This window comes from Pseudonocardia sp. Ae717_Ps2, assembly GCF_001932475.1.
GTDB lineage: Bacteria > Actinomycetota > Actinomycetes > Mycobacteriales > Pseudonocardiaceae > Pseudonocardia.
This window is the reverse complement of the sequence record NZ_MCIS01000003.1, coordinates 39,418-65,720: the sequence shown is the minus strand read 5'-3', so window position 1 is coordinate 65,720 and position 26,303 is coordinate 39,418. Positions and strand designations below refer to the sequence as shown.

Annotated in this window: 19 protein-coding genes and 2 pseudogenes; 13 read left to right on the top strand and 8 right to left on the bottom strand. The window is 67.4% G+C overall.

The annotated features are described in order from the left end of the window. Window positions 1–335 precede the first annotated feature (335 nt). Window positions 336–1,253, bottom strand: coding sequence for a hypothetical protein (locus Ae717Ps2_RS29880; RefSeq protein ID WP_143510641.1), 918 nt, complete (start codon window positions 1,251–1,253; stop codon window positions 336–338). Window positions 1,254–1,426: 173 nt separating this feature from the next. Continuing rightward, the gene (locus tag Ae717Ps2_RS29875) at window positions 1,427–2,758 is read right to left on the bottom strand and encodes a hypothetical protein (RefSeq protein WP_143510639.1); all 1,332 of its coding nucleotides are present in this window, start codon (window positions 2,756–2,758) and stop codon (window positions 1,427–1,429) included. A 297-nt stretch (window positions 2,759–3,055) separates the two neighbouring features. Here Ae717Ps2_RS29875 and Ae717Ps2_RS40620 point away from each other — a divergent pair. After that, window positions 3,056–3,190: pseudogene (locus Ae717Ps2_RS40620) on the top strand (IS256 family transposase); the annotation flags it as partial. Window positions 3,191–5,375: 2,185 nt separating this feature from the next. On the opposite strand, the gene Ae717Ps2_RS29870 reads toward Ae717Ps2_RS40620, so the two are convergent. Then, the gene (locus Ae717Ps2_RS29870) at window positions 5,376–6,230 is read right to left on the bottom strand and encodes a Scr1 family TA system antitoxin-like transcriptional regulator (RefSeq protein WP_083702630.1); all 855 of its coding nucleotides are present in this window, start codon (window positions 6,228–6,230) and stop codon (window positions 5,376–5,378) included. 567 nt (window positions 6,231–6,797) lie between these two features. Between Ae717Ps2_RS29870 and Ae717Ps2_RS29865 the strand changes: the two genes are divergently transcribed. The 9 genes from Ae717Ps2_RS29865 (at window position 6,798) to Ae717Ps2_RS29825 (ending at window position 15,491) form a co-directional block, all read left to right on the top strand. After that, window positions 6,798–7,124 (top strand): WhiB family transcriptional regulator, encoded by a 327-nt coding sequence (locus Ae717Ps2_RS29865; protein ID WP_083702629.1) that lies wholly within the window; start codon window positions 6,798–6,800, stop codon window positions 7,122–7,124. Continuing rightward, window positions 7,121–7,528, top strand: a complete 408-nt coding sequence (locus Ae717Ps2_RS29860; RefSeq protein ID WP_143510637.1) for a hypothetical protein — start codon at window positions 7,121–7,123, stop codon at window positions 7,526–7,528. Before Ae717Ps2_RS29865 ends, Ae717Ps2_RS29860 begins: the two co-directional genes overlap by 4 nt. Window positions 7,529–7,648: 120 nt before the next feature. Beyond that, complete coding sequence (locus tag Ae717Ps2_RS29855; RefSeq protein WP_143510635.1) at window positions 7,649–8,089, top strand: hypothetical protein; 441 nt, start codon at window positions 7,649–7,651, stop codon at window positions 8,087–8,089. After that, on the top strand, window positions 8,089–8,547 hold the full coding sequence (locus Ae717Ps2_RS29850; protein ID WP_075334458.1) for a hypothetical protein: 459 nt from the start codon (window positions 8,089–8,091) through the stop codon (window positions 8,545–8,547). Before Ae717Ps2_RS29855 ends, Ae717Ps2_RS29850 begins: the two co-directional genes overlap by 1 nt. 61 nt (window positions 8,548–8,608) lie before the next feature. Further along, window positions 8,609–9,550, top strand: a complete 942-nt coding sequence (locus Ae717Ps2_RS29845; RefSeq protein WP_075334457.1) for a hypothetical protein — start codon at window positions 8,609–8,611, stop codon at window positions 9,548–9,550. A gap of 44 nt (window positions 9,551–9,594) precedes the next feature. Beyond that, window positions 9,595–9,894 (top strand): hypothetical protein, encoded by a 300-nt coding sequence (locus Ae717Ps2_RS29840; RefSeq protein WP_143510633.1) that lies wholly within the window; start codon window positions 9,595–9,597, stop codon window positions 9,892–9,894. Between the two features lie 89 nt (window positions 9,895–9,983). Beyond that, window positions 9,984–12,206, top strand: coding sequence for a hypothetical protein (locus Ae717Ps2_RS29835; RefSeq protein ID WP_075334455.1), 2,223 nt, complete (start codon window positions 9,984–9,986; stop codon window positions 12,204–12,206). Window positions 12,207–12,897: 691 nt separating this feature from the next. Further along, a complete protein-coding gene (locus Ae717Ps2_RS29830) occupies window positions 12,898–14,289 on the top strand; it encodes a hypothetical protein (protein WP_143510630.1) in 1,392 nt (463 codons plus the stop codon). A gap of 347 nt (window positions 14,290–14,636) precedes the next feature. Continuing rightward, window positions 14,637–15,491 (top strand): hypothetical protein, encoded by an 855-nt coding sequence (locus tag Ae717Ps2_RS29825; RefSeq protein ID WP_075334453.1) that lies wholly within the window; start codon window positions 14,637–14,639, stop codon window positions 15,489–15,491. A 51-nt stretch (window positions 15,492–15,542) separates the two neighbouring features. Here Ae717Ps2_RS29825 and Ae717Ps2_RS40615 read toward each other — a convergent pair. Beyond that, window positions 15,543–15,914: pseudogene (locus Ae717Ps2_RS40615) on the bottom strand (transposase); the annotation flags it as partial. Here Ae717Ps2_RS40615 and Ae717Ps2_RS35615 point away from each other — a divergent pair. Continuing rightward, window positions 15,828–16,199 carry a transposase family protein gene (locus Ae717Ps2_RS35615; RefSeq protein WP_158071569.1) on the top strand — a complete coding sequence of 124 codons (372 nt, stop codon included), beginning with the start codon at window positions 15,828–15,830 and terminating at the stop codon, window positions 16,197–16,199. The pseudogene Ae717Ps2_RS40615 and the gene Ae717Ps2_RS35615 sit on opposite strands and share 87 nt — an antisense overlap. 117 nt (window positions 16,200–16,316) lie before the next feature. Here Ae717Ps2_RS35615 and Ae717Ps2_RS29810 read toward each other — a convergent pair whose 3' ends face one another. After that, on the bottom strand, window positions 16,317–16,778 hold the full coding sequence (locus tag Ae717Ps2_RS29810) for a hypothetical protein (protein WP_075334452.1): 462 nt from the start codon (window positions 16,776–16,778) through the stop codon (window positions 16,317–16,319). A 661-nt stretch (window positions 16,779–17,439) separates the two neighbouring features. On the opposite strand from Ae717Ps2_RS29810, the gene mobF reads away from it, so the two are divergent. Beyond that, window positions 17,440–21,627, top strand: a complete 4,188-nt coding sequence (gene mobF, locus Ae717Ps2_RS29805) for a MobF family relaxase (RefSeq protein WP_075334473.1) — start codon at window positions 17,440–17,442, stop codon at window positions 21,625–21,627. 49 nt (window positions 21,628–21,676) lie between these two features. Then, entirely contained in the window at window positions 21,677–22,312 is a 636-nt protein-coding gene (locus Ae717Ps2_RS36615; RefSeq protein ID WP_143510655.1) for a hypothetical protein, read from the top strand. A gap of 74 nt (window positions 22,313–22,386) precedes the next feature. Here Ae717Ps2_RS36615 and Ae717Ps2_RS29800 read toward each other — a convergent pair whose 3' ends face one another. The 3 genes from Ae717Ps2_RS29800 to Ae717Ps2_RS36610 all read right to left on the bottom strand — a co-directional run bounded on the left by Ae717Ps2_RS29800 (window position 22,387) and on the right by Ae717Ps2_RS36610 (window position 24,836). Continuing rightward, the gene (locus Ae717Ps2_RS29800; RefSeq protein WP_369804889.1) at window positions 22,387–22,908 is read right to left on the bottom strand and encodes a hypothetical protein; all 522 of its coding nucleotides are present in this window, start codon (window positions 22,906–22,908) and stop codon (window positions 22,387–22,389) included. A gap of 114 nt (window positions 22,909–23,022) precedes the next feature. Continuing rightward, the gene (locus Ae717Ps2_RS29795) at window positions 23,023–24,180 is read right to left on the bottom strand and encodes a DUF6545 domain-containing protein (RefSeq protein ID WP_143510653.1); all 1,158 of its coding nucleotides are present in this window, start codon (window positions 24,178–24,180) and stop codon (window positions 23,023–23,025) included. A 209-nt stretch (window positions 24,181–24,389) separates the two neighbouring features. Continuing rightward, the gene (locus Ae717Ps2_RS36610) at window positions 24,390–24,836 is read right to left on the bottom strand and encodes a hypothetical protein (protein ID WP_075334481.1); all 447 of its coding nucleotides are present in this window, start codon (window positions 24,834–24,836) and stop codon (window positions 24,390–24,392) included. Between the last annotated feature and the right edge of the window lie 1,467 nt (window positions 24,837–26,303).

Here is a 26,303-nt window from a genome sequence, read left to right as displayed (position 1 = left end):
GACACCAAAACGTCCTGATCGCCCCGACTACCACCCACACCACCGGGACCACCTGAGGCACACGAGTCAGACGCCGGATGGTGACGACATGCAGAACAGACCTTCCCAGGAAACGCAGCAGCTCAGGAGATCGCGGGGACCGCGACGGTTTCGGAGAACCCACGCTGGTCATTGCTGAAGCCCGAGCTCTTCGGACGCGGAGCAGGGGCGATCCCGAAGTACTCGTTGACCAGTATCGGTGCCGCGGTCGCAGCCGGGGTACGATCCGCACCCGTGCGGGCGTCAAGAACAAGGCCAGCATCCGAACCCCAGGTATAGCCGTAAACAGCGCCATGCTAGACCGCAGTCACCATCGGCGGTACCCGAGTACTGCCAGGCTCGTCGACGATCCGCCACAGTTCGGCACCAGTCCTGTCGAAGCCCAGCACCGCATAAGGCTTGGCATTCTGGGAAACCTGACACACCGTCACGCTGTCGCCGTCATCGAGACAACGCCAGCCGGCCAACCGCCCGGACAATGAGCTCACGACCTCGGAGCCGGTCACAGCATCAAACACTGCGCTGCCCCGCTGCGGGGTCCCGACCAGCACCTGCCGGTCACCGATCCGGTTAACAGCCCCGGACTCGACCCCCTCCCACCGCTGGGTGCCATCGACGGCTGACAAACCCCGCACATCCGTATCAGGCCCCGAACCGTGTTTCACAACGACGGTGTCGCCGACGATCATCAGGCCGACCATCGCGGGAACAGTCCAGACGACTACACCAGAAACGAGATCGATCCCAGCGACGAAGCCCCCGGCGGTGCTGGTCGCCGAGACCAACACCAACGAGTCGTGGACACCGAGGACCGAGCTCCACCCGATCCCCGGACCAGAACCGGGAGTGAGTGCCGGGACCGGGACAGTCACTGAGAGACGTTTCGTCGCGGTCGCCGAATCCACGGCGACCAGCTCGACACCGTGCCCAGTCGGCGACGTGCCCGCAGCCGGGACCTCCACTGGGAACGCCGCCAGAACAATGCGCCCAAGCGCAGTGTCGGCCACAACCGGGTTCCCGAGCACATCGACCGCCAGATCGCCGCCGCGGCGATCGCCCAGACCGCCGCCGAGAGGATTGTCCGGCCGGACACCCGGGTGGACGGTGTGAGTGAGGAAATCGACACGGGTCAGCCCCTCAGCGTCCGCCCGCCAGCCCGCCACACCGTCGAGAACATGCACCATCGGGACCGGCGCGTCCTCCACACGGCTCATCCACACCGTCGGAGCACCGAAATCGCTCGGAGGGTCGAACGCCCGCGGCATCGGCACACCAACCGGACCAGTACCGACAGGAAGCGGACCATCGGACACGACACACCCAGCCAGCACCAGCACCACAGCACCGAAGACCGCTGCCGACCACGAACGCCTACAGCCCCGCTTCATCACGCAAGCTTCCCCGGCGCCCCCGGGAACGGCCTCACACCCGCCAAAGACTGGCCCGCCTCCCGACGCCAGCCACTCTTCCCCGAAGCCGCAGCACGCTCAGACGGAGGCAAGACACCCCGGACACGCAGGTTCCGCTTGGCCTTGGTCGCAGTTCGGTTCCCGTCGATCAATCGGTCCACCTCGGACAACGACGGCTCTTCTCCCCGTGTCCACGCCTCGGACAGGAGGATCTCGGCCTGGGTTAGCTTCGTCGTGCCCGTGTCCTCTACGACTAGTGCGGGCTCAACCGGCTCAACCACCGGAATCACCGCCGTCATCTCGTCAGCGACTTCACCATCATTATCGGTCGCAGCTTCAGGAGCAACACGTTCCGCTGTAGCCCGGCCAACGGGGTCCGGCCCAGCAACGACTTCGGCAGCGACACCGTCGGCCGGCCCGGCGGCTGCGGTGGACCCGTGACCCGTGCTGGCCCCGACAGCCGGGGGAGCCGCCGCTTCGGGCATCTCGGCCGTCAACGGCAGGTCGGCCTCGATCGCGAGTCGTCGGCGCCGGAGCCGATAGGTGCCGGCCCGGTACACAACACGGGCACCACCATCGGTGTCGATCACGGTGGCTGCGTCCCGGACCGCAGCATGCTGAGCCCGGTCCAACTTCGCCGCGGCCCGCGCCGCCAACCGCGCCGAGCGACGCTCCGCCCGCGACCGCGGCGCCCCAGCAAGAGTCAACTGGTGGGCGACAATCCCCGCTACCGACACGACCGCCATCACCGCACCGGTCTCCCATCCCCCGCCGGCCTTGTGCAGACCGTGGAGCAGGTTCATCCCGGCCGCGCCGAGGGAGAACACGACCACTCCGGCCTGCAACCCGGCCACGGGTCGCTCCGGATACCGACGTCGCGCGGTGACCACCGCCATCGCGAACGCCCACATCCCCAGCTCCGTGATACCCGCCAGCAAAAACCCGCCAGCCCCGAAAATCCTAGCCCCATAAGCAGCCATTGCCGGAGCAGCCAAAGCGAAAGACAACACCGCGATCGGGTAAATCAACAACTCGATCACATGCGCATCCACCCACCCCGCCACACGCGCCAGCGCCGCCCGCCGCGCCTCGCCCCGGGCCCGGCGCTGCTCCGCGCTGAACTGTGACGCAGCCATACGGGCATTACGGCGACGTTCCGTTCGGGCATCGTCTGCGACGATCCGCCGCTGCTGCGCCGCGGCCGCCGCGTCCTGAGTCAACTGCGCGTCCAGAACGCGATCTGCACGTCGCTCCCGGGCATGCTGCGCCCAGCGATCCGTAGCACCAGCAGGCAAATCTCGAACAGTCATCACAGGCCCTCATCCTCGACGCGGCGTGCTGCTACCCGCTCACGATACTCACGCACCTACGGCGCCCGCGACAGCCCCACCTGATCAGCATTATCCCACCCACACCTGAACCGCCGACCGAGACATCCCCGCCAACTCCACCAACCGCTCAAATGTCACCGCTCGGAATGGCATCCACCAGGGTGGTGTGCGACCGGCCCGGTGACAGTCAGAGCCTGGAGCAGGGCAGCCCCGCATGATTTTTTTGAAGACCTTTCACGACAATCAATAAAGACCACGCGATGACCCCGGTCGAGTATTGACCCGACCCGTTTCCCGCACGAGCAGCTGGCCCAGGCGAGTCCGGATCTGCTCCGTCAGATGTTGACCACGTTCATCAACACCCTCATGTCCGCCGCGGCCGATGCGGCGCGCGCCGCCGCTTACGGCGAATCGGAGCTCGGGGAGCTCGGTGGAGCTCGGAGCTCGGGGAGCTCGGTGGAGCTCGGAGCTCGGGGAGCTCGGTGGAGCTCGGAGCTCGGGGAGCTCGGTGGAGCTCGGAGCTCGGGGAGCTCGGTGGAGCTCGGAGCTCGGGGAGCTCGGTGGAGCTCGGAGCTCGGGGAGCTCGGTGGAGCTCGGAGCTCGGGGAGCTCGGTGGAGCTCGGAGCTCGGGGAGCTCGGTGGAGCTCGGAGCTCGGGGAGCTCGGTGGAGCTCGGAGCTCGGGGAGCTCGGTGGAGCTCGGAGCTCGGGGAGCTCGGTGGAGCTCGGAGCTCGGGGAGCTCGGTGGAGCTCGGAGCTCGGGGAGCTCGGTGGAGCTCGGAGCTCGGGGAGCTCGGTGGAGCTCGGAGCTCGGGGAGCTCGGTGGAGCTCGGAGCTCGGGGAGCTCGGTGGAGCTCGGAGCTCGGGGAGCTCGGTGGAGCTCGGAGCTCGGGGAGCTCGGTGGAGCTCGGAGCTCGGGGAGCTCGGTGGAGCTCGGAGCTCGGGGGGGAGCTCGGGTGGGGAGCTCGGGGAGCTCGGGGGGGAGCTCGGTGGAGCTCGGAGCTCGGGGAGCTCGGTGGAGCTCGGAGCTCGGGGAGCTCGGTGGAGCTCGGAGCTCGGGGAGCTCGGTGGAGCTCGGAGCTCGGGGAGCTCGGTGGAGCTCGGAGCTCGGGGAGCTCGGTGGAGCTCGGAGCTCGGGGAGCTCGGTGGAGCTCGGAGCTCGGGGAGCTCGGTGGAGCTCGGAGCTCGGGGAGCTCGGTGGAGCTCGGAGCTCGGGGAGCTCGGTGGAGCTCGGAGCTCGGGGAGCTCGGTGGAGCTCGGAGCTCGGGGAGCTCGGTGGAGCTCGGAGCTCGGGGAGCTCGGTGGAGCTCGGAGCTCGGGGAGCTCGGTGGAGCTCGGAGCTCGGGGAGCTCGGTGGAGCTCGGAGCTCGGGGAGCTCGGTGGAGCTCGGAGCTCGGGGAGCTCGGTGGAGCTCGGAGCTCGGGGAGCTCGGTGGAGCTCGGAGCTCGGGGAGCTCGGTGGAGCTCGGAGCTCGGGGAGCTCGGTGGAGCTCGGAGCTCGGAGCTCGGGGAGCTCGGTGGAGCTCGGAGCTCGGGGAGCTCGGTGGAGCTCGGAGCTCGGGGAGCTCGGTGGAGCTCGGAGCTCGGGGAGCTCGGTGGAGCTCGGAGCTCGGGGAGCTCGGTGGAGCTCGGAGCTCGGGGAGCTCGGAGCTCGGGGAGCTCGGTGGAGCTCGGAGCTCGGGGAGCTCGGTGGAGCTCGGAGCTCGGGGAGCTCGGTGGAGCTCGGAGCTCGGGGAGCTCGGTGGAGCTCGGAGCTCGGGGAGCTCGGTGGAGCTCGGAGCTCGGGGAGCTCGGGGAGCTCGGTGGAGCTCGGAGCTCGGGGAGCTCGGTGGAGCTCGGAGCTCGGGGAGCTCGGAGCTCGGGGAGCTCGGTGGAGCTCGGAGCTCGGGGAGCTCGGTGGAGCTCGGAGCTCGGGGAGCTCGGTGGAGCTCGGAGCTCGGGGAGCTCGGTGGAGCTCGGAGCTCGGGGAGCTCGGTGGAGCTCGGAGCTCGGGGAGCTCGGTGGAGCTCGGAGCTCGGGGAGCTCGGTGGAGCTCGGAGCTCGGGGAGCTCGGTGGAGCTCGGAGCTCGGGGAGCTCGGTGGAGCTCGGAGCTCGGGGAGCTCGGTGGAGCTCGGAGCTCGGGGAGCTCGGTGGAGCTCGGAGCTCGGGGAGCTCGGTGGAGCTCGGAGCTCGGGGAGCTCGGTGGAGCTCGGAGCTCGGGGAGCTCGGTGGAGCTCGGAGCTCGGGGAGCTCGGTGGAGCTCGGAGCTCGGGGAGCTCGGTGGAGCTCGGAGCTCGGGGAGCTCGGTGGAGCTCGGAGCTCGGGGAGCTCGGTGGAGCTCGGGAGCTCGGGGAGCTCGGTGGAGCTCGGGTGGGAGCTCGGGAGCTCGGGGGAGCTCGGTGGAGCTCGGAGCTCGGGGAGCTCGGTGGAGCTCGGAGCTCGGGACATCACGTTCTGTGTTTGTCCAGTGATTGGACAAACTACTGGACAAAGGCTGGACAAGCGGTAGACCTTAGGCGTCCTACGCGTGCGCGTGCACGCCCACGCGTAGGACACACGCTAGCACGCTCGACCTGCTGTTCAGCTAGACAAGCGGACATTCACTCACCGTCACGAACCTCAGGGAGGGCCAACCTCGACCGCTAGCCGACGAGCGATGTCCTCGACGGCAGTGATTGCCCGCTCGCCCCGCAAGCTGTTCCGTTGGTAGCAGGTGAAGTCATCCTTCAGGCGCTGCACTACTGACGGGTCGCTCTCCGGTGAGCGGTCACCGAGCGAAAGCGCCAGTCCGCCGGGACTCATGTGTGATCCGAAGTAGATACCCCCCGCAGATCCGTGATTCGCACCCACCTCGACGTTTGACGGAAGAACAGAAAGATCGATCCTGTTTCGTCGAACGAGAGATGCAATTCTGTCTAGCTGGTCGACCATCACGTACGGATTCCCAAATCGGGCGCCTAGGACCCGCGCGCTCACGACTACTTTTAAAACTACCCCGGGCGTGTAGAGAATATCCTGTCGCGAGATAAGTTCAGCCACCTGCCTGTCCAGATCACGATCCGAATCGCCCGCGGACATCAGAAGCACGCTGCGTGCGTAGGCTCCAGTTTGCAGTAGATCTGGAACGCTAGTGAACTGCCATACGCAGATCTCAGAGGCAGATCCTTCCAGTGTCGCGAGGACTCCCTTCCTCCCCCCTCTTGTTGCGCCTGCGCTTCTGACGCCATATTCCATCTTCACTAATTCACCGAAGAGGGATTCTATCTGGCCGCGATCAGCCTGTGACGCACCGGTCGCCTGAAGCCATTTCTGAAGCAGCTCGGGCGAAATCTTCGCTTTCCCTGCCTCGATTCGGACGACTCCAGACTGGCTATGGCCGATTGCTGCGGCGAGGCTTCGACCGGACAGCCCAGACGTAAGGCGTTGCCGTCGCAGCAAGTCGCCCAAATGGTTTCGCGTTACAGGGCGCGCCATTGAAAATGCCTACCTCGCTTACTTGGTTGAGTTCGCCTGTTTTCTCATTTGGGTCAGCCGAGCAGATCGCCACTTCCGTACCGAGGTCCTGCGTGTCTGATCCTGTCACCTACACCGGGGTGCTCCCTGTCGCGGCCTCGACCGAGGGCTATCTCGCTCATCTTCTTGCTGGCGAACGAGCCCGTCGCGGGACTCGTCGTGGACACGACGTGACCTGCACCCGTGCCCATCCCGGACGCCTCGACCGATTCGCCGAGTTCATCGATCACGACCACGCTGTGCTCGTCGGCGCCGGATCTCCTTCGTGCCGCGACCCCGCTGGTCCCCGGCCCCCACTGGGTTCAACGGCGTGGGGCCTCGTCCTCGTCGCGGCGTGCTGTTGCCGATTCGCCAGTGGGATCACTCGCGCTTCGGCCTCCAGCAGCACTGCCCACAGGGAGCTTGACTCCCTCGCGAGACTCAGCCAAGATGAGTCATGAGTCATGAGTCAGTGAGGGTCGAGAGTCAATAAGGTTCAGGCGGCCTCGGCGGGTAGCGCCCCACCGAGGCCTGCGAGTCACCACCTGCATGAAGGAGGAGACCCACGTGGTCGAGCGTAGTCCTGTCTTTGATGACGATCCGGGACCTGTAGTCCCGGTCCCGCCGGAGTTGTCGTCGCACCCGGGGCGGCACTGTGTCGGTGTCGCCCCGGAGGTGTTCTTCCCGGTCTCTGAGCTGGGCGTGTTGCAGGCCCGGCTTGTGTGCACCGGCTGCCCGGTCCGTGTCCTGTGTCGGGATTGGGCGAGCGCGACAGGCCAGGACGGCATATGGGGCGGCACCACCGCCACCGAGCGTGATACGACCCGGCACGCGGAGATCCGTGTCGCGGCGGCACGGCCGGCGGTGGCGGCATGACCGCACCTACCACCGCGACGGCTACCGAAAGGGCTGCTGCCGGCCCGGTGTCGCGGGCGCGGATCGCGCACACCATCCTGCGGCGAGTCGAGACCCAACGAGCCCAGTTCCTCACCGCTTACGGCCGCGCCACCACACCCATCGATCGAGCCACGGCGGCGCTGGCCGCGGTCCGCGCCGCGCTCCCGGCCGCAGTCACCCGCCCGCTGGCCGAATCGACCGAGATCAGGCGACGCCTGGAACAGATCACCGACGACCTCACCGACCTACTCGGCGAACTACACACCGCGCAGGAACGTGCGGCGGAGACTGCGATCCGTGCGAAGCAGCGCACCGCTGCCCGCAGCCAGGCTCGCCGCGAGCAGCGACACGCCGCCGCCACCGCCGCAGGTGGTGAGTCGTGATGCATGTCCGCGCCCGATGTGCGCTCTGCGGTCGGTCGTTCGAGATGCCGCGTGATGGCGGCACGCCGCCGCGGACCTGTGGCCGTTGCCGTCACTGGCAGAAGGTGGGGGGTGGTCGTCGTGCCTCAGCCGATCTCTGACCAGCAGGACGAGGCCCCAGCGGCCCGGCCCGGCCTCTACGTCGTCGACGCGCCCGCTCCCGGAAGGTCGAACCCGGACGGTCCAAGGGCCGTCGACGAGCCGGCCGCGGCAGTGGCGCCGTTGGCGCCATGGGACCAGCGCCTCATCGACGTAGTCCGTGATGTGGTGGAGGCCCGGCCGCGGTGGAACCAGACTCCGCCCTCGTATGCCCAGACCTGGGCGTACTCGCGTACCGGGGACTGGACCACATCGCAAAATCCACTGGTCCACGGCGTGCACGCGGCGCTGACGCTGGCCGCCCTGGCCGTGGTGTTCCCGCTGGACTGGCTGTGCAACGTGATCCGGGACAAACCATCCGGCTTCGTGATCACGATCATCGTCATCGCTCTACTCGTCCTCGGCTTCCTGGGCGGTGGGTGATGTCGTGGTCGATGTTCATCCCGTCGTCGATGCCCGCGCTCGGCGCCCTCGCACTCATCCTCGCGGTGCTGCTGGTTTTCCTGGATGTGCCCGGTAAGGGCGTGGATTGGGAGAAGGTCGCCGCCGTCCTGGCGGTGGTCGGCGGGTTCGGTGTCGGCGGCGCCTCCGCCGGCTGGTTCGGCGCCCTGTTCCAGAACTTGTCCGGCGGGGCGCTGGCCGGTGCTGGGCAGGCCACCGCCCAGCTGGTCGGAGTCAGTGCGGTCGGTGCGGTCGCGGCCGCCGCCGGGCTGTGGGCCTACAGCCGTCTGCGGGGGTCGGGGATCACCGCCGCGACCCGGTCGAAGTCACTGATAGTCGTCGCCGCCCTGGCCCTGGTCGGGACCGTCCTGGCCGGTGTCCCGCGCCTGTACCCGGCAGCGGATGCGTTCATCGCCGCCCTCGCCGCATCCCTCACCTGATGACACCGCAAGTTCTAGCTGTGTGCCGATACGGCGCTAGAGAAGGAAGGAGGTGGGTCGGGTGGAGGCGTTTTTCCTGACCTGTGTCGTGGTGGCGTTCTTCGTGACCAAGGGCCGCACCGACACCGCCGCCTACACCGCGGGCAAAGAACCACCCGGCCTCGCGCGGGCCCGGATGCGCCACGACGCCGGCGGCGGCGCCCGCACCCCGTCGGGTCGTCCGGTCGGGCGGGGCGCGTTCGGGCTCCTGGTCGCCTCTCGTTGGACCGAGGCGTGTCGGGCCGCGCAGCACCGGGCCGAGCATCGTGCGGCGCGGCGGCGGGCCTGGTACGACGCCACCGCCCCCGGCCGGGATGAGCGGTGGCGCGCCACCCAGCGGCGGCGGCTGGAGCGGGCGGATCGAGCGCGGGCCCGCTGGGCCCAGGCCCGCGGCCTCACCACCGGTGTCGGCTCGAGTGGCCGGACTGATCGGGCGGGCAGGGCGGTGCCGGAGCCGTGGGGACGACGACGGCCCGGGACGGGCCCGGCGGCCGTCGCAGGTGGTGCAGCGGTGACCGCAACAGACGATCCCGGCCCGCCCACCTCGGCCGGGGACACACCGGTTCCCGGCCCGGCCCCGGACGGTGTCGACAACACCGGCACCGACACCGACGACACCGATCCGACCACCTCGCCGGGTCCGGCCGCGCCGATCCTGGCGACGACCAGCACGACTACTGCTTCTGGAGGTCACGGAATGTATGAGACCGCTGTCGCCCGGCTGACCGCCGCGGCGGAGGCCTGCGGCCTGTATCAGTCCCAGCTGTCGGGTTTCGTCGACCGGCTCGCCGGTCAGGGCTGGGGCGGCCAGGTCACCGGCCCGCTCACGGACTCGCTGACGGGGCTGGCCGCGGCTGAGGCGTCGTATCGGGACCTGGCCGGGCAGATGCGCGCCCAGGGCGACCAGGGCCGGGACGCCTACGAGGCGGCGCCCTATGTGCCGGGCCCACACGCCGTCCTCTAACCCGCTGACAAGCGCACACGCCAGAAGGAACGGAGCAGAAGCCCATGACGGCAGTACTGGATGGTGACGGGAACCACGAATACATCGCGGCGGCGTTGCGGGACGCCGCCACCGATCTGGAACAGCTCATCGCCGGCCACCGGGTGATCGCCGACGAGTTCGAATCCCACGGCTGGGTCGGCCTCGACGCCCTCGAGGTCGCAGGCACCCAGCTCGCCGCGGTCATCGACTCGTTGTCGACCGTGGCCGAGCGGGTCGGTGTGGGTGGGCAGATCGTCGCCGACGCCCACACCACCCACCACATGATCGGTCGGGCGTCGAAGACATCCCTCGGCCACACCTGACCTGGCGGGTGCTCCGGCCCCATCAGCCTCTCTCAACACCTGTCCTGGAACACCGTCCTGACCAGCGGAAAGATCAAGGAGGGATCCTCATGGCCCGGTCGTCGGTGGTGACGCGGCGGACGCGGTTCGAGCACGCCGCCCGGCTCGCCGCCGAGCGGGCGGCAGCCCGGGAGAAGGACCGCGGTGACGTCGCCGGCGAGACGGCGTCGTCAGGTGCCCATGCGGCGGCGTTCTGGTCGCGGTTGAAGGCCGCCGTCGTCCCGACCGGTGACCGGGGCGCCCCGCTGGAGGTCGGTGGTGATGATCGGTGCGAGAACGCGCGGCGGGTGTTGGTCGCGGATCGGAACAGTCGTCGGCGCTGGCCCTGGATCCCGGCCGCCGCTGGTGGTGGTGTCGGGATGGGCGGGCACTGGATCGGCGCCGCCGCCGCCGCGCTCGGCGCCACGACAGACCCGGGAGTGTTCGCCGGCCCGGCTGCCGCGCTCCCGGTCGCTGCGGCCGTGCTGGGCGCAGCCCGTTACCGATCCCATGTCGGTCGGTGGTGGCCTGAGTTGTGTGTGAGTGGTGCGGGTGCATCAGTTCTGGCCCACGCACTCGCCACGACGGGCCCGTCGCCGCTGCTCGGCGCCGCCGCAGTCCTCGGCACGACCGTGCTGGGCACCCGTTGGTGGCGGGCCCATCCGCTCGGCCCACAGGTCGTGCCGTTGACGTCATCCGAGCTGCCGGCGCTCGCCCCGCCGGACCCCGAACACGACCGGTACTGCCTGGCGTGGGCGCAGACCAACGGCTCCAAAACCGGGAAGGTCCCCGGGTCGAGGCTGACGAACCGTGTCGACGGGCCCTACACGACGACGTTCGACGTCGTCCTGGCTCGTGGTGTGCACACCGTCGCCGATCTGCTCACCCACCGGGTCCGCCTCGCCGGTGGCCTCGGGGAGCCCGCCGACCGAGTCCTGTTCGCCCCGGCCGCAGCCGGGGAGAGCGCCGCGCGGGCGCGGTTGACGGTCATCCACACCGACCCGGTCGCCGACACCCGCTATTTCACCGTGCCGCGCGTGCACGACGGACTCATCCAGGGTGTGGGGCGGTCGGTCGATGGGACCGGTGAGGTCGACGTCGTGATGTGGAACGACTCGGGGACGGTACCGACGATGATCGTCGGTTCCACCGGCGGCGGGAAGTCCGGGGCGACGAACATCCTGACCACCGCCGCACTGTCCACCGGCGTGCTCAACCTGCTCTACGCCGACCCGAAAGGGAACTCCTCCACCGCCCTCGCCACCCGCGCCCGGGTCGCGGTCATCGGCAAACACAACGTCCTCGCCCTGCCGAGGCTGATCGGCGTGATCCTGGCCGCCCGCGCCCGGATCGCCGCGCAGCTCGGCTCGGACCTGATCTTCCCCAGTGTCGAGATGCCGGGGTGGATGTTCCTGCACGACGAGTACTCCTTCGTCGCCCACGACCCGACCACCGCCGCGTTGTGGACCGAGACCGTGAACACCGTCCGCGCGCTCGGCGTGTGGGTGGTCGGCTGCAACCAGTCCCAAGGACAAGCCGCCTGGGGCGGTGACCACGCCCGGTCGGCGTTCGCCTCCCAGGTCATCGCGTTCCGCACCAACTCCAAATCCTCCTCGGACCTCGTACCCGGGCTGGTGTTCGACCCGAACGAGCTCCCCCTCGACGACGCCCGGCCACGACGCCCGGTCCCCGGGATGGCCGTCCACGCCCACCTGGACGCACCCGTCCGCTGGGACTGGCTCCCCAGCGACGCTGACGCCGCCCGGATGACCGCGACCGGCCGGCCGGCACCCGAGCTGACCGTGTCGACCGCGTTCGACCGGCACTTCACCCAACCCGACCTGCACCCACTCGACACCGCCGCGATCACCACCGTCCTCGGCCCCGCCATCAACGGGCGCTGGCAGATCGGCGGCCTCGGCGGCACCCACCACCTCACCGACGGCGGCGCTGCCGGAGCCGGAGCCGGGGCTGGGAGCGGGCGGGGCGGGCTTCGGCGCAGCCCGCAGCCGTCCTGGGGAACCCGCACCGCCACCGCCGACACCCCACCTGCACCTGCGCCGGCGGGTGCGGGTGGGGTGTCACCGGTGCAGGCCGAGGTCCTCGCCCTGATCGAGGGCGGCACGACCGCGACCGCCGAGCTGGTCGCGGCGGCGGCGGCGTCGAAGGCCGCGGTGCACGACGCCCTCGACACACTCATCGGGCAGGGACGGATCGCGCGTGTCGCCCGCGGCCGCTACCAGGCCACCACGGTGGCGGCCACGGCTGCACCCGCCGAGGCGTCCCCGACATGATGAACCGGATGAACCCGACACACAGACGGAGACCGGCGCAGCGGTGGGTCGGGGACCGTCGGGCGGCGACACTGCTGATGGCCGTGGCCGCGCTGGGCGTGGTCGTGCTAGGCGTTCCAAGACGCCGCTGGCGACTCTGGCGGTGGCGGGTTATCGATACCGGCGCAGCCGGTCGGGGTGCGCCGTGGCAAGCCGATCGACTGTGCGCGCAGGTCGAACCTCACGCAGGGCACCCAAAAATTCCACTATAGCTGGTTCTCGCCGGGTCGGTCGACGCCGCCCCATGCGGGCGGGCCTGCATCGACCCGATACTCTCTGTGTATGTGAGGCTACATAATTGAACGGGCGCAGCGCCCCCACCATTTCCAAGGAAAAAGGCGCTGCGCCAACCAACGCTCGGATGGCTATTCATCTCGCCGTCCGAGGGAAAGGGTAGCGCATGCTCGGCCCCCTCGGCCCCCTCGGCCCCCTCGGCCCTCTCGGCCCTCTCGGCCCTCTCGGCCCTCTCGGCCCCCTCGGCCCTCTCGGTTTCGGTCCGCAGTGGTCGGTGTCCGGTCTTGACCAGGGGATCTGGTCGCTGCCCGTGCCCGTTCCGGGGGAGTTGGCTGTTGCGGCGGTCGTGGTGGCCGGGGTCGGCTGGCGTTCTGTCTGTGAGCCGGCTGCTGCGGCGCCGGTGATGTGTACGGGTTGTGTGCGTCGTTCCGGACGGGCGCGGGACACGGTGCTGGACTCGGTCGTCTGCGACTACTGCTGGGCGGCGATCACCGGCGATGCTGACCCCGGAGCCGGTGACGACGAGGCCGCCGGGGTCCTGCCGCGGACTGCCCGGGACTGGGTGGGCGCGATCCGTGCTTCGGCCTGGTATCGGGAGCTGCGTGGTGATGTCCGTCCCCGTTTGGATCTTCTGCTCGACGAGCTCGCCCGCCGTGCGGACTGGGAAGATCACTACACGTGGCCGACCTGGGCGCAGTTGCAGGAGGTGTCGGGGTGGGCACGGTCCTCGGTCGCGTCCTGGCTCGCGAAGCTGCGTGAGGCGGGCTGGTTGCTGCTGGTCGAGTCCGGTTCGACCCCGCAGTACCGCGGGCCGCTCCAGACCGCGATCCACGGCCGGCGCGGGAACCGGGCAGCGGTCTACCAACTCCGCCTGCCCGACCACGCGGTCACCGAGTCGAACACCGCCAAGCACCGCGACCGCGACCGCCCGCTCACCGAGATCGGCGACATCCCCTCCGAAAGCTTCTCCTCGGGCCCGTCCGAGACCCCGTCGGGGTCGTTGCGCGGCGAAAGTTGGACCCCAACGGGGTTTACTCTTACCGAAGGTAAGAGTTCTGTTCACACGCGCGCGAAAACGATCATCCACAACCCGGCCGCCGGCCGTGCCGGGACCGCTACGCGGCCGTCGCGGCAGACCCGGACGGTCCGGCCCGAGCCGCCCCACCAGGCCCGCCGCTACGGGGACTGGTTCGATGACCGGGTGCCGCGCACCGGGGGGGAGATGCTCGCCGCCGCACGCCAGCTCCGCGACGACCCCCTGCTCCCGCGGTTGTCCCCGCGGGCGATCCGGGCACGGATGAAACCCTTCTGGCGGGCCGGATGGACCAACAACGACCTACGTCACGCCCTGGCACACCAGCCCACACCCGAGCCCACACCTGTTGGACCCACACGCCCGGTCGAGCGCTGCCCCGCCTCCCAGGTGCGCTGGCCTACGGCGTGGCTCCGCCACCGCCTCGCACCCTGGACCGGCCCGGGCGGGCCCCTCACCGCCCCACACCTCGACGCCGAACGCCGGGCCGGCCTCGCCGCCCGGCACGGCCACGCCGCCGCGCAGCGGCTGCCCTACGGCCACACCCAACTCACCGCCACCGCCCTCCAGGCCACCGACCAGCAACACACAGACGCCCACACGACCCTGGCCCGTAACCAGGCCCGCGACCACCACGCACTACTCACCGGACTCATCCCCGACCACGACCCCGACCACACCACCACCAGCACCCGGCAGAGCGCCCTCGCACACATCACCGCTCTACTCGCCGACCAGCGGTCCCGACGGCTCAGCTCGGCCGCGGCGTCATGCTGAACACCGACACCCACCCCCGGCCGCGCGTTATCGCCGCGCACGAACGGTGCTGCCGCGCCGCTTCCGGTCCTCGCCCGCTAGCGCGGGCTGCGGTCCGGGTCGACTTGCCCACGACGCAGCGGTCCCCCGGGTCGTGCCCGGCGTGGCGATCCGCCACCGGCCACCGGGGCCCGCGCCGGTGAACCGGTCGGTCACCCTGATGCCTACGATCACGACGACCCACGTGACGGCGAGGCCGCTCTGGTCGTGGCGAAGAACCGGGGGTGGCGCCGCACGCACTGTCGCTGTAGCCCACCAGCTGCGCTACAGCCGCTTCGCCGGCCCCGGCCGACGACGAGACCACCGGCATGAGCACCGAGAACAGGAAGGCCCCGATGCAGTCCGAGTCCGAGTCCGAGTCCGAGTCCGGGCCTGCGCCGGTGTCGTTCCCGTTCGGGCCGGGGTCGATGCGGCGGTTGGGGAACGGAAGGAAACGGGCTGCGGTGGTGCCGGCGGCCCAGGCGGTGTTGCTGGGCGCCGGGTCGTCGGTAGCGGCGCGCGCGTCGGCCGGGGATGCCCGCCTGCCGTTGCAGGTCATCGCCCGTCACGACCTCCCCGGTGGCCTTGACGGACTCCCCGAGCTGGCCGAGACAGCGGGTCTGACGCTCGCTGATCTCACGATCGAGCCGCAGTGGTCCGGTTACATCGAGGAAACGCGGGAGAACGTCCCAGGTGCAGCGGTGCTGCTGGTCGTGGAACCGACCGGACCGATGACCGGGACCCTGTCCGGTAGGAAGAAAAAGAAGCCGGACGGCCTGGGGGCCTTGGCGTGGTATCGGGTGGATCTGGACTTGCTGCCCCCGCCGGCTGCGCCGATCTACTCAGCTGATCAGAAAACCCTGGCCGCGCGGATCACGACCGTGCTCGATCACCTCGCTCCGGCAGCAGAAACCCGGGAGGCAGCCGAGGCCGTCGTCGAGGTGCTGCTGCAATCAGGGCGGGCCCACGGGAAGGTCACACCCGAGCTGCACGCCGAGCTCGGGCAGCCCCGCGTCAATGCGACGGTGGACTGGCTACGACGGAACAAGCTACTGGTCGGGCTGGCCCGGGAACGGGTGTGGAGCCCACGCCTGCTCGTCGGGTTACGCGTCCGGATACCGGTCTCACAGGCCGGCGACCGCACCCCTGAACCAGACCGACCGCCGCGGGCAGCGCGGCGATAACCCCGGCCCACCATGACGTCCCCCTGAGAGGGTGTTGTGAAACCTGGGCGGTCAGTCCTTGAGGTCTTCTGCTAGCCGGCGGGCTGCTTCGATCTCGACCGGGCTGGTCGGTGGGGCGAGTTCCTCACCAGCCAGCCGCGCGGCCATCAACCGGATCATCGCGAACTGGATCATTGCCTCGGCGTGAGCGGTCTTGCGTTCGTAGTCCCGTGCCAAGCGTCTGCACCTCGTCAACCAGCCAAAGGTTCTCTCCACCACCCACCGGTGGGGCAGCACCTGGAACCCTTTCACGGCCGCGTTCTGCGGAACGGCCACGATCTCCAGGTTCTCCTGCTTGTGCGCCCAGGCCACCAGAGCGGCGTCCACGGAGTTGACGTAGTCGCTGTCGACCCAGACCAGCCCGAGCTGTGGGAAGCGGGCCCGGACGCTGTCACCAGCCAGAACATCCAGGCGTGGGCGGACAAGGCCTACCAAGGCGCCGGGGGCACGGTCCGGACCCCCTACAAACGCCACCGGACCCGACCGCGCCTGTCACCCGGCCAGAAAGCGGTGAACCGTGCTCACGCCCGGATCCGGTGCCGGGTCGAGCAAGCCGTCGCCGAACTCAAACGCTGGCACGTGGTGGACCGGTTCCGCTGCTGTCCCCACCGCGCGCACACCATCACCGCCGCGATCACCGTCCTGAACCGCATCGAAACCCGCCGCTGACCAGCACAAACACGATGGAAAAGGCTCGTGGACTCCAGCGCGCTCTGTGGACGGAACTCGGCGGCGGCGGCATGCCGGCTCGTCGCACCTCGGAGGTGGTCGAGGTGTTGGAGATTGTCAGCCTTCCATCTCGCCGCGGCGGACGGCGCTGCTGGTGTGGCGGGCGATGTTGACGATGCCGTCACCGGTGAGGTCAGCGATGGCGCGACAGGTCAGACCGCGTTCGTAGAGGGCGACGATGCGCTGCCGCCGCTGGCGGCGCGATGTCGGCCGGGGCCAGGTCGCCGCATCCTTTTTGATCTTCGCGATCCGGTGACTGTTGTTGAGTTGCTGGACGAAACGGATCTTTTGTGCGCGGTTCCATTCGCCGAGTTCCTCGGAGCGCGCCCAGAGTGCCGCAACGTAGGAATGATCCAAACTGAAGAGCTCGCTGATCTCACGGGTACTTAAGCCATCCGCCCGTAGCGCGAGAACCTGGAGACGGACCCAGGTGTCGGCATCTGCCAGGCCATCGTCGAATCCGCCGGTGATCCCATCTCCCCACAGGTCGTCCTTGGTCCAGGAGTTGCCGGGGATCATATGGATCCACCTTCCCGCATTATAGGTGCCGCCATCTGGAGCATGCATTCGCATTCCGTTGTGTTTCGTCCACTCTCCAGCGGGTCGTCGCCAGTGTGTTGATGTGGATTCTCAATGGGTTTTTATGTCGTTTTTTCTGCTGGCCTGGCGAATGTTTCGGCGCGGATTTTATCGGGGAGTGTCTAGGTTGAACAGGGTGGTTTGGAGTGGGGGCGCGGAACGTGTTCGCCTCGTGACGAGTGCGCATTTTCGGCAGTTCGCGGGGGTGGCGGTGGCGGTGAGGTCGTTGGCCGCGGCGAGTCCGGCCCAGCCCTGGTTGCAGGCCGGTATAGGCAGGGTGAGGTCACCGAGCCAGCCTTTCCAGGCGATGTCGTGGGTGATCGGGGAGCGGCCGATCCGTAGTCGCCGGCCGGTGAATCGGGCGGCTTGCGCGGCCGCGAATGCGTCCGGGTCCACCTCCTCCACGCCCACCTCCCCGGCTCGCGGTGCCTCCTGTGTGCCGTCCCTCGTCGACTCCGATCCGGACCGGCCGCAGTCGCTCCGTGACGCCGCCGTGGGTCCGGCTGCCTGCGCACAGTGAAGCCCACCCCAAGATCAAAGTCAAGGACAGGACCTATGCATCATCTGATGATCTTCGGCTGGGTGGGGTAGGGTGGCCGGTGTGTTGCGGGTGATCGCGGTGGGTGCGGGTGCGGTGGAGTACCTGGTGCGTGGGTCGGGTTGCGCCGCGCACGAGTCCCGGGGGGAGACTGTGGACGGGCCTGGTTATTACGCGAAGGCGGTGGCTCAGGGGGAGTCGGCGGGTCGTTGGTTCGGTACGGGGATGGCTGGGCTTGGCCTGTCGTTCGCCTCGGGCGAGACGGTCGCGGCGGATGACGTTCGTGCGGTGTTCGGGCAGTTGCGGCATCCGGATTCGTCGGAGAGGGATCCGGTGTTCATTGGGTCTCGGCCTCGGAAGTATCTGTCGGCGGAGCAGCGTGTCGAGCGGGCTCTGGGTCGGGAGAAGGGCTCGCCAAGCGCGGAGCGGGTGGAGGAGGTCCGTCGGTCGGCGGAGTCGGATGGGCGCCGGTCGGTGGCGTATTACGACTGGGTGTTCGCGGCGCCGAAGTCGGTGAGTGTGTATTACGCGGCGTTGATCGCGGCGGGTGCGACCGAGGCTGCGGAGAAGGTTCGTGGGGCGCATGAGTCGGCGGTGGAGTCGGCGGTGTCGTTTGCGGATGCGCGGGTGGCGGTGACGAGGACGGGTCGTCATTCGGGTCCGCGGTCGGTGGCGGGTATGGGGGTGTTCGAGCAGGGTTCGGGGACGACGTGGTCGTTGTGGGCGCATTCGACGAATCGTGAGGATGAGCCGCATCTGCACACGCATGCGGCGTTGCTGAATCGCACCTCGACTTCTGGGGGGAAGGTCGGCGCGTTGGATGGGGCGTCTTTTCGTGGGCTGAAGCAGGCGGTGGACGCGGTCTATCAGCAGTCCTTGGAGCAGCGTTTGACGGCTGAGTTGGGTGTGGGGTGGCGGGATCGTCCGGATGGGTTCGCCCGGGAGATCGCGGGGATCGATCAGGCGTTGATGGATGCGGCGTCGACGCGGACGAAGCAGCTTGAGGACCGTGTCGCGGCGATGAAAGCGGAGCTGTCGGCGCGGGCTGGGGGTGGGGAGTTGTCGGCTGCGGTGTTGCATCGTGTGGCGCGGTTGGCGTCGTTGGAGACGCGTGCGCCGAAGTCAGCCGATGCGGGGCCGCGGGCGTTGGCGCGGTGGGCGCGCGCGCATGCTGATGCTGCGGTCGAGGTGTTGTCGGGAGCTGCGGAAGCTGCGGTGGGTGGCGGTGTCAGCGTCGATGAGCCGGTTGATCGGGATGCGGTGTTGTCGGCGGCGGTAGAGCGGGTGTCGGCGTTGTATGCGGTGTGGGACATCGGGAACCTGGCCCTGGCGGTCAAGGCGCAGGTCGGGGATCGGTGGGAGGTTCTCGGGTTGGCGGGGGCGTCGGAGTCTGAACGCGGTGCGGCGTTGTTCGATCTTGCTCGGGAGGCGGTGGGCCGACCGGATGTGGTGCAGGTGTCGATGACCGAGCCCGCGCCGATCCCGGATGGGTTGCGCCGGGAGCGGGGCGGGCGGGTGGACGCTGACGGGTCGAGGGTGGTCGGGGCCGGCGGGTATGTCCTGCGGGGGGCGCATCGTGAGCGTTACACCTCGGCGGCGCATCTCGGGCGTGAGGAGGCCGTGGTCGCGCGGGTGTCGGGGCCGCTGGATGTCGGTCTGGCACCTGGGAAGGCTGCGGGGGTGCGGGCGGAGCTGTCCGGGCACGGCCTGAGCGACGATCAGGTCCACGCCGCCTTGACGGTGCTGACCTCCCGGGTCGCAGGGGATGTCGTCGTCGGTCCGGCGGGTGCGGGGAAGTCGCGCACCATGTCGGCGCTGGCGCAGGTGTGGTCCCGTGAGGTCGGGGGGCGGGTGTGGGGGTTGACGACGTCGCAGATCGCGGCGAACAACCTCGCCGACGCTCACATCGACGCGATCAACACTGCGGTGTTCGCGGGGCGGTTCACCCCCGGAGAGGACGGGCAGGTCCGTGATCGGTTCTTCGTGGGAGATCTGGTGGTCGTCGATGAGGCGGGGATGACTTCCACCGTCGATCTGCACCTGATCACGAGCCTTGCTGCTGAGGCGGGTGCGAAGGTCGTGTTGACCGGGGACCCGGAGCAGTTGGGCGCGGTCGGTGCGGGCGGGTTGTTCTCCCATCTGGTGGGTACGGCGTCGTCGGTGGTCGAGTTGCAGACGGTGCACCGGTTCGCCCAGGACTGGGAGAGGGCGGCGTCACTGCAGGTTCGGGCGGGGGACACGGCGGCGGTCGCGGAGTATCTGTCCCGGGGTCGGTTGCACGCGGGCTCGGTGGAGGAGATGGAGACGGGTGCGTCGCGGTCGTGGCTGGCCGACACCGTCGCCGGCCGTTCGTCGTTGCTGATCGTGGCGGGCAATGAGCAGGCCGCGCAGCTCTCGAGGCGGTTGCGGGAGCAACTGATCGGCCTCGGTCGTGTCGACCCGGCCCCGGTCGGGCGGGTGCACGGTGTTGAACCGGGTGGTCAGGCAGTGTCGGTCGGTGATCGGGTCCAGGCTCGACTCAACGACCGCAGTGTGCGGGTGGACCTCCCGGCTGGTGCCCGTGGGGGGCATCGGTGTGCGCAGGTCACCAACCGGGAGGTCTACACCATCGTCGGTGAGACCCGGGATGGCAATGGTGATCACTTTCTGTTGGGGCGTGATGGGCAGGGTGTGACGGCGTTTTTCCCCGCTGCTTATGCCGCTCAGTATTTGCGGTTGGCTTATGCGGGGACGGTGCATGCGGCGCAGTCGTTGACGGTTGACACCGGGCATGCGGTGATCGGTGAGGGGATGGGCCGGGACGCGGTGTATCCGGCGATCACCCGGGGCCGGGTGGAGAATCATGTGTGGCTGGTCGCCGCCCGCCCGGCGGATGCTCATGATCCGCAGGCGCTAGCGGAGACGGCGAGGTCGCGGTTTTCGGCGGTGATTGAGTTCAGTGGGGCGCAGACCTCGGCGGTGGCTGCCCGTGCCGAGGCGCAGGATCAGGCGCGGTCGTTGGTGACGCTGGCCGGGGATTGGTTCGACCTGGCCCGGATGCAGCACCGTGAACGGGCCGGCCGGCTTCTGACGGGGGCGTTGGGTGCGGTGAACGCGGCCCGGGTCGAGGCTGAGGGCGGTCGCGGGTCGCTGCTGGCGGTCCTCGCGGAGTCGGAGTTGGCCGGGCATGACCCGTTCCGGCTCCTGTCCCAGGTTGCGGGCTCGCGGGAACTCGATAGCGCCGAGTCGGTGTCGGATGTGCTGCGCTGGCGGATCGCGGGTGCGGTGTCGAGGAGGGTGCCGGAGGACCCGGTCGGCGGCGCGGGCCGGTTCGAGTCGTGGACAGTGACCGGTAACAACGTTCATGATCAGCAGCGGAACCTGTTGGCTCCGTTGATCGTCGACCGGATCGCCCAGCTGGGCCGGCAGGCCGCTGAGCAGGCACCCGGGTGGGCGGTCGAAGCGCTCGGCGCGGTGCCCGGGCCCGGTACCGGCGAGTGGTCGGAGTGGGTGCGCCGCGCGGGTGTCGCGGCCGGGTACCGGGAATACAGCGGGATCGCTGATACCGCGGCCAGTCTGGGGCCGGCGCCGGCAGCTGATGACGTCTATGCCCGGGCGTGGTGGACCCGGGCGGTCGCCGCCCTCGGCGTGGATGCCGCGTTGGTGGAGCATCGGCGGCTACCGGACGCGGTGCTGGCGGAGAAGGTCCAGACCTGGGAACGCGTGCACGCCGGCGCCCCGATCTATGCCGCCGAGCAGTTGTGGGCGGCGCACGAGCGGCTGCACGACGCGCGGGTCAGCGCGCACCTCGCGGCCGCGGCACGGGACAACCCGACCGGTGGCGCGGCGGCGCGGGAGCTGGCCGAGATCAACGCCCGGACCGCGCAGACCCTGGCCGCGCTCGCTCACGACCAGGTCGAGACGTGGACGGCAGCACACGAGCGGCGCACCGGCTGGTACACCGGTGTCCGTGACCTCGCCGAGGACGCCCGGCACGCGGCAGAGGAGCTACACCGGCGGGGTCGCAGCCCGGTGGTTTCTGCGCCAGCTGAGGACGGGTCTCGGTTCAGCGCCACCGCGCAGGATCAGGAACAACAGCATGCCCGTCGTCGCTCCTCCGTGCCCGTCGACTCCGGTACTTCTCTCGTGACGCGGCAGACAGACGCTGGGGCTCGTGAACGGGTTCGGGCCGAAGAAACATCCCGTCAGCGCTATTTCGACCAGCGCGACTCGCCCAGCCTCGGTCAGCACCGCAGCCACGGCCTGAAATAGAAACCTTCTACGATTTTATGCGTTGCGGCGAGAGGGACGTGATATTTTCGTGGGCGATGAGGAAGAGCAGAGCACAGGTATGACCAGAGGAGAACCGACGACGTCCAAGGAACAGAAGTCGGCCGCCACTACGATCGACAACAACGCTGCCAGGACTGCACCAACGAAACGGAAACGGCGGTCGGGGGCCGCGGCGCAGCGGCCGGTACGGCCCCGCGAGAAACCGCCGGCGGCGGATGCGAGTGTGCCAGAAAAACTGCGTTATCTGCAGAGCAACAAGGTGCAGCGCAGCGGGGAGCGGTGGACGGCGAAGGCCGCGGTCGTGGAGATGACCGCAGCGGGTGCAGCGATCACCGAAGGATATTACTCCGAGATCCGGCTCGGCACTAAACCGAATCCGTCCGCACGCATGATCCAGGCTTTAGCTGATCTGTATAAGGTGAGTCCTGCATATTTTTTCAACGATCCTGCCGCGGTCGAACATGTCGTCTCACAGGTGGAGCTGGAGGTAGATTTACGTGAAGTTTGTGCCAGCCACGTCAGTGCCTGCGGCGGACAACTCAGCCGGAACCAGTACGCAGCGTTGAACCGTGCGGTGGCTCAAGCGCTCCTCCGAGCTGGCAACGGAGAAGATCCGAACGTAGAACACACTCCAGGCGAGGAACGTTTCAGCACAGACGAGTAGCAGGAACCACGGGGCCTGCCCCGTGGTTCCTGCGCGTCACGAGCGATGAGATTCGGTGCTGCGCCCCGAGCCTTCTACTGTGTTAATAGCGCGAACAATCCAGCGGCGAGCATTCCAGTCAACGCACCGACGATGACCTGTGCAGTCGTGTGATCCTGAAGATGCACACGGGACCACCCTACTGCGCCCACCAGTAGCGTCGCGAACCACCATTCAGGACCGCTTGCAATCGCCATGATCGCAACAGCGCTCATGGCCACAGCAGCGTGGATCGATACTTTCCATTTGAGCGTGATTGCGCTCGTCACGAACAGTGTGGCCAGGAACGTGATATCAAGAGCGATCAGGGGCCACGGCGCGCGGAATACGATGAGCAGAACTAGGCCGATCGCGCTGAATCCAATAACGGCGAGCAGCGGGACCAGTCGCCCCCGCCGGTTACGGACATGATGCCCATCCCACCGGCCTGTGCGGGCACCCCAGATGATCACTATCATCGGCAGGATGCTGCTTGTGAGCGCGATGAGCAGTCCCCATCCCAACGTAGGTAGCAGCGCTTTCGTGACGACCCAGGCGAGCCCCAACGGTAACACCATGATCACCACGGATGGGGCTAGAATCTCAGTCAGCACCCGAGCGACCCGGTCGATGACTGTGTGACTGCGGCGCGGTGCCTGATCAGGACATGTCATAGTTTGCGGAACGCTACTCTACATAGTTTGCTGATTTCCTGTCAGGTTCACTCGCGCACCTGACAAGGGCGAAGCGAGCATCCTTTGGAACTCTGGCGACGCCTGAAGAGCCCGGTGGACGCGTAGCAGTCGCTGCACTTGGACTTCTATGTCAATGGCAGGAATAGCGTCAGCCTCAGGAAGGTCCTCCTCCTCCTCCTCCTCCTCCTCCTCCTCCTCCTCCTCCTCCTGGAGCTGTTGTTGTTCGATGGACACTCCTTTCGCGAGGACGAAGGCGTCGCTGAGGGCGGACACGCCGAGATACCCGCGTCCGGCGGCAATCTCAACGGCAACTGCAACGTCTTTCTCGGCGTCAGTCACATGACGGGAAGCTCGAAGTTCGACGTCGCAGATTTCAATGACCCTTCCGCACAAGCGGGTCGTGGGGCTGACAGACGGATGGTGTCGTGCAGCAAAATACAGGTCCCTGAGGTCGCCTTGGGCGATCAGTTCCCACAGCGGCTTGAGCCGGCGGTATAGATATCGATGCCGATATTCTGTTCGCTTACGGCCGATGAATTCAACGAACTGGGGAGCCCAGAATCGCGAGAGCCAACCAAGGGCACCGAGGATCAGAGCACACAACGGAAGTATCGTGCTGATGACGAGTTCAAGTGAGTCCTTGTGGGCAGTGCCCCACTCTGGGAGCAGCCCGACGGCATGAGCCCCGACGCTCCACAAACGACCAGCCAGGTAGATCAGCACTATGACACATACAGTGCGATGAAGATGCAGGCTGACGCGGCGCCATGACTCAGGCTCCAGGCGGAGCTGTCTGGAGAGGAGTGCGGTGAGGCCGATTATCGCCCACCCGAACCCGACACTATACAGTGCGTAATACGTTATTACTGAAGGATGCAGGTGGGGAACCAAAAACACGGCCTCGTTGATACGAGTGACAGTGAAGCACCCCGCCATTCCGACCGCGGCGGCCGCCAGGAGCGCTCCTCGCCGCAGGATTAGCCGCCACGCAGATGCCAAGTCCATCTGGCTGAACGCTACTACGGCAGTAACACTCAGCCCCGCCACAAGAACCAAGACATTACCCAAGAGCTGGGAAATGTTGGGATAGATGGTGTCGATGAGCCCTCGACTGGGCGGGGCCATAACGGCCACCGCGAGACCCAGACTCGTCATGTAAAACAACATTGCTCGGAATTCGGGCGGCGTAGTCTTATCCGCTGCGCGTCTGTAATGTGCCCAGCGTATCGCTGCGACGCTGAAACAGACCGCGGGGAAAAGGTAGTACACGGTGGTGTTAGCAACTAGCGCAGGAGACATCTCTTGATCGCATTCTTCTACGTTGAAGCGAAGGGCGTGGCATCGAACTCGGTGTCGCCGAGGACTTATCCCGACCTCTCTGGGCTGGAATTTTTCCTAGCCGAGAAGCTGCGCAAGATGCGCAAGATAACTGCTCGATCCTGCTCCTCAATTTCAGTACTGCGGAAGAAGATCTCCTTGACCTGAGCGGCCCGAGCCTCCTCTAGGATTTCAAGCTGCTTTTTGATATCTCCCGCTTCTTCGCAGTCGAAGAAGTATCCTGCTGGGATTCCGAAGAACTTCGCCAAAGCGCCTAGAAGATCTAGGGTCGGGTTGGTGCGTCGCCGAGTGCGGAGCATCCACAGGTAGTGGCTTGTCACCTTATATCCGGCTCGCTCCACTCCGGCTGCGACCTCGGCGTTCGAATAGGGCCCGCGCCCGACGGGGTAAAGGTTGTCGAACAAATAGTTCAAACGGTCCGCAAACGAATCGCTCGGACCGCTTGCCAGTTTCCGAGTCTGGTTCTCTGGCATGTCCAACGACACTCCCTCGTAAATGTTGTGATGTAGCGAATCCACTTCAACTTATCGCTCTTCTCCTGTATTTTCAGCCGCCAAAGGTACCCCTGATTCTGAGGGCTACGGAGTCATTCACTGCGGCTGGCTTCTTGGGTCTTGACCTCGACGTTGCACTCTCGGCAGATAGTAATGATGCGAACGCCTCCGCTTCTCTTTCCGACCGGCACTCGTAAACGCTCCTCCCAAGATATACCGCTAGCGCTTCGGGTGCGATACTAGCCATGCTCCGAAAGAGTGGGGACTCCTCTGGATTCCGTGCCTCCGCATGATCAAATACCATGTGTCCAACTTCGTGCAAAATTATGTGAGTTGCGTGCGGAGCATCCAACGGAAACCCGATCTCGTCGTAGGTTCGCCGAGGGATGAATATTCCACACTCGCTTTCCTTGAGCTCCCTAAATAGGAAGGTCCGCACCCTTATGGGCCGCCCCCGATGCGCTTCCAGTCTTGTCAGATACTCCCGGATCGAGCCGTCAAACGGGCCGATAGATTCATTGAGAGCTGCGATCATACTGGAGCAGCGTTCAAGTACATCTACATCGGATAGATGCTCAGTTGCAGAGTTTGGCGCGTTCCGGGTGGCACCGTGTCGGCGAGAATTGATTCGCGCCTGACTCAGTCGGGGCCAGGGGCCTCTGTAACAACGAGGGACACTCCAGAATGCCATGTTCATATCGTGAACCTCTTTTCTTGAAGAGGACGAGGGGAAGGTTATTTCGTCAGACTCCAAGAGAGTGGCGAGCCATCTCTCATCATGGGCGCGTAGCGCCATGAGGCGCCGAAAGCAACTTTCGACTAGGCTCCATCGTTCCGCCGGGGCGGTCAGGGAATCTGCGGGGATGCCAATCCCCACCGCGACCCGTACGGCCTGTTCGTTGGTCAGCACGAGATTGCTTCCCGCCGCCGCCTGGTCAAGCACTCTGCGAGCCTCGGGGTCCGGCCACAGAGAGTCGTCGGCCAGCCCTCGCGATCTGCGATCCAACCTCAGGACGGTCGACGACAGGAAGCGAAGTCTTCCAGATAGCGTGCCGCCTGGTGGTTGCGTCATCGCACGCGACCCTCGCAGCTGCCGAGCAGCAGTGCTGAGCCCGGTCGGGCGAAGACGATTCCCATCATGTCACTCCCGCGACTCTAACTATAGTTACAAATCTAGCAGTGCTGGCCCTCGCTGGTCAAGGCTAGATCCTACGTCTAGGCAGTTCACCTAGGATTTCTGTAGCTACTTGCGATATGTCCGTTGAGCCTTGCACGTCCGGCGGAGCCCTGTCTATAGTTTGCATCCTCACGCGAGAGAGGTGCGCGATGACCGCTTCGAGTCGGGCAGTACCCCGCTCTCTGTTTGTTTCCGGCTGCGGCGGGCCGGCCTGATGCCTCGACGAGCTCGGCTTGCTGCGGAGGAGCGGTCGGCGCCGTGGGAGTCTG

What these genes read in the sequence shown, in the direction of transcription:
- Ae717Ps2_RS29875 (WP_143510639.1), bottom strand. Translation starts at nt 2,758, where the DNA reads ATGACTGTTCGAGATTTGCCTGCTGGTGCTACGGATCGCTGGGCGCAG.
- Ae717Ps2_RS29850 (WP_075334458.1), top strand. Translation starts at nt 8,089, where the DNA reads ATGTCGTGGTCGATGTTCATCCCGTCGTCGATGCCCGCGCTCGGCGCC.
- Ae717Ps2_RS36610 (WP_075334481.1), bottom strand. Translation starts at nt 24,836, where the DNA reads ATGCCAGAGAACCAGACTCGGAAACTGGCAAGCGGTCCGAGCGATTCG.
- Ae717Ps2_RS29825 (WP_075334453.1), top strand. Translation starts at nt 14,637, where the DNA reads ATGAGCACCGAGAACAGGAAGGCCCCGATGCAGTCCGAGTCCGAGTCC.
- Ae717Ps2_RS29860 (WP_143510637.1), top strand. Translation starts at nt 7,121, where the DNA reads ATGACCGCACCTACCACCGCGACGGCTACCGAAAGGGCTGCTGCCGGC.
- Ae717Ps2_RS29795 (WP_143510653.1), bottom strand. Translation starts at nt 24,180, where the DNA reads ATGACGAGTCTGGGTCTCGCGGTGGCCGTTATGGCCCCGCCCAGTCGA.
- Ae717Ps2_RS29810 (WP_075334452.1), bottom strand. Translation starts at nt 16,778, where the DNA reads ATGATCCCCGGCAACTCCTGGACCAAGGACGACCTGTGGGGAGATGGG.
- Ae717Ps2_RS29865 (WP_083702629.1), top strand. Translation starts at nt 6,798, where the DNA reads ATGAAGGAGGAGACCCACGTGGTCGAGCGTAGTCCTGTCTTTGATGAC.
- Ae717Ps2_RS29870 (WP_083702630.1), bottom strand. Translation starts at nt 6,230, where the DNA reads ATGGCGCGCCCTGTAACGCGAAACCATTTGGGCGACTTGCTGCGACGG.
- Ae717Ps2_RS29835 (WP_075334455.1), top strand. Translation starts at nt 9,984, where the DNA reads ATGGCCCGGTCGTCGGTGGTGACGCGGCGGACGCGGTTCGAGCACGCC.
- Ae717Ps2_RS29880 (WP_143510641.1), bottom strand. Translation starts at nt 1,253, where the DNA reads ATGAGCCGTGTGGAGGACGCGCCGGTCCCGATGGTGCATGTTCTCGAC.
- Ae717Ps2_RS29840 (WP_143510633.1), top strand. Translation starts at nt 9,595, where the DNA reads ATGACGGCAGTACTGGATGGTGACGGGAACCACGAATACATCGCGGCG.
- Ae717Ps2_RS29800 (WP_369804889.1), bottom strand. Translation starts at nt 22,908, where the DNA reads ATGGTGTTACCGTTGGGGCTCGCCTGGGTCGTCACGAAAGCGCTGCTA.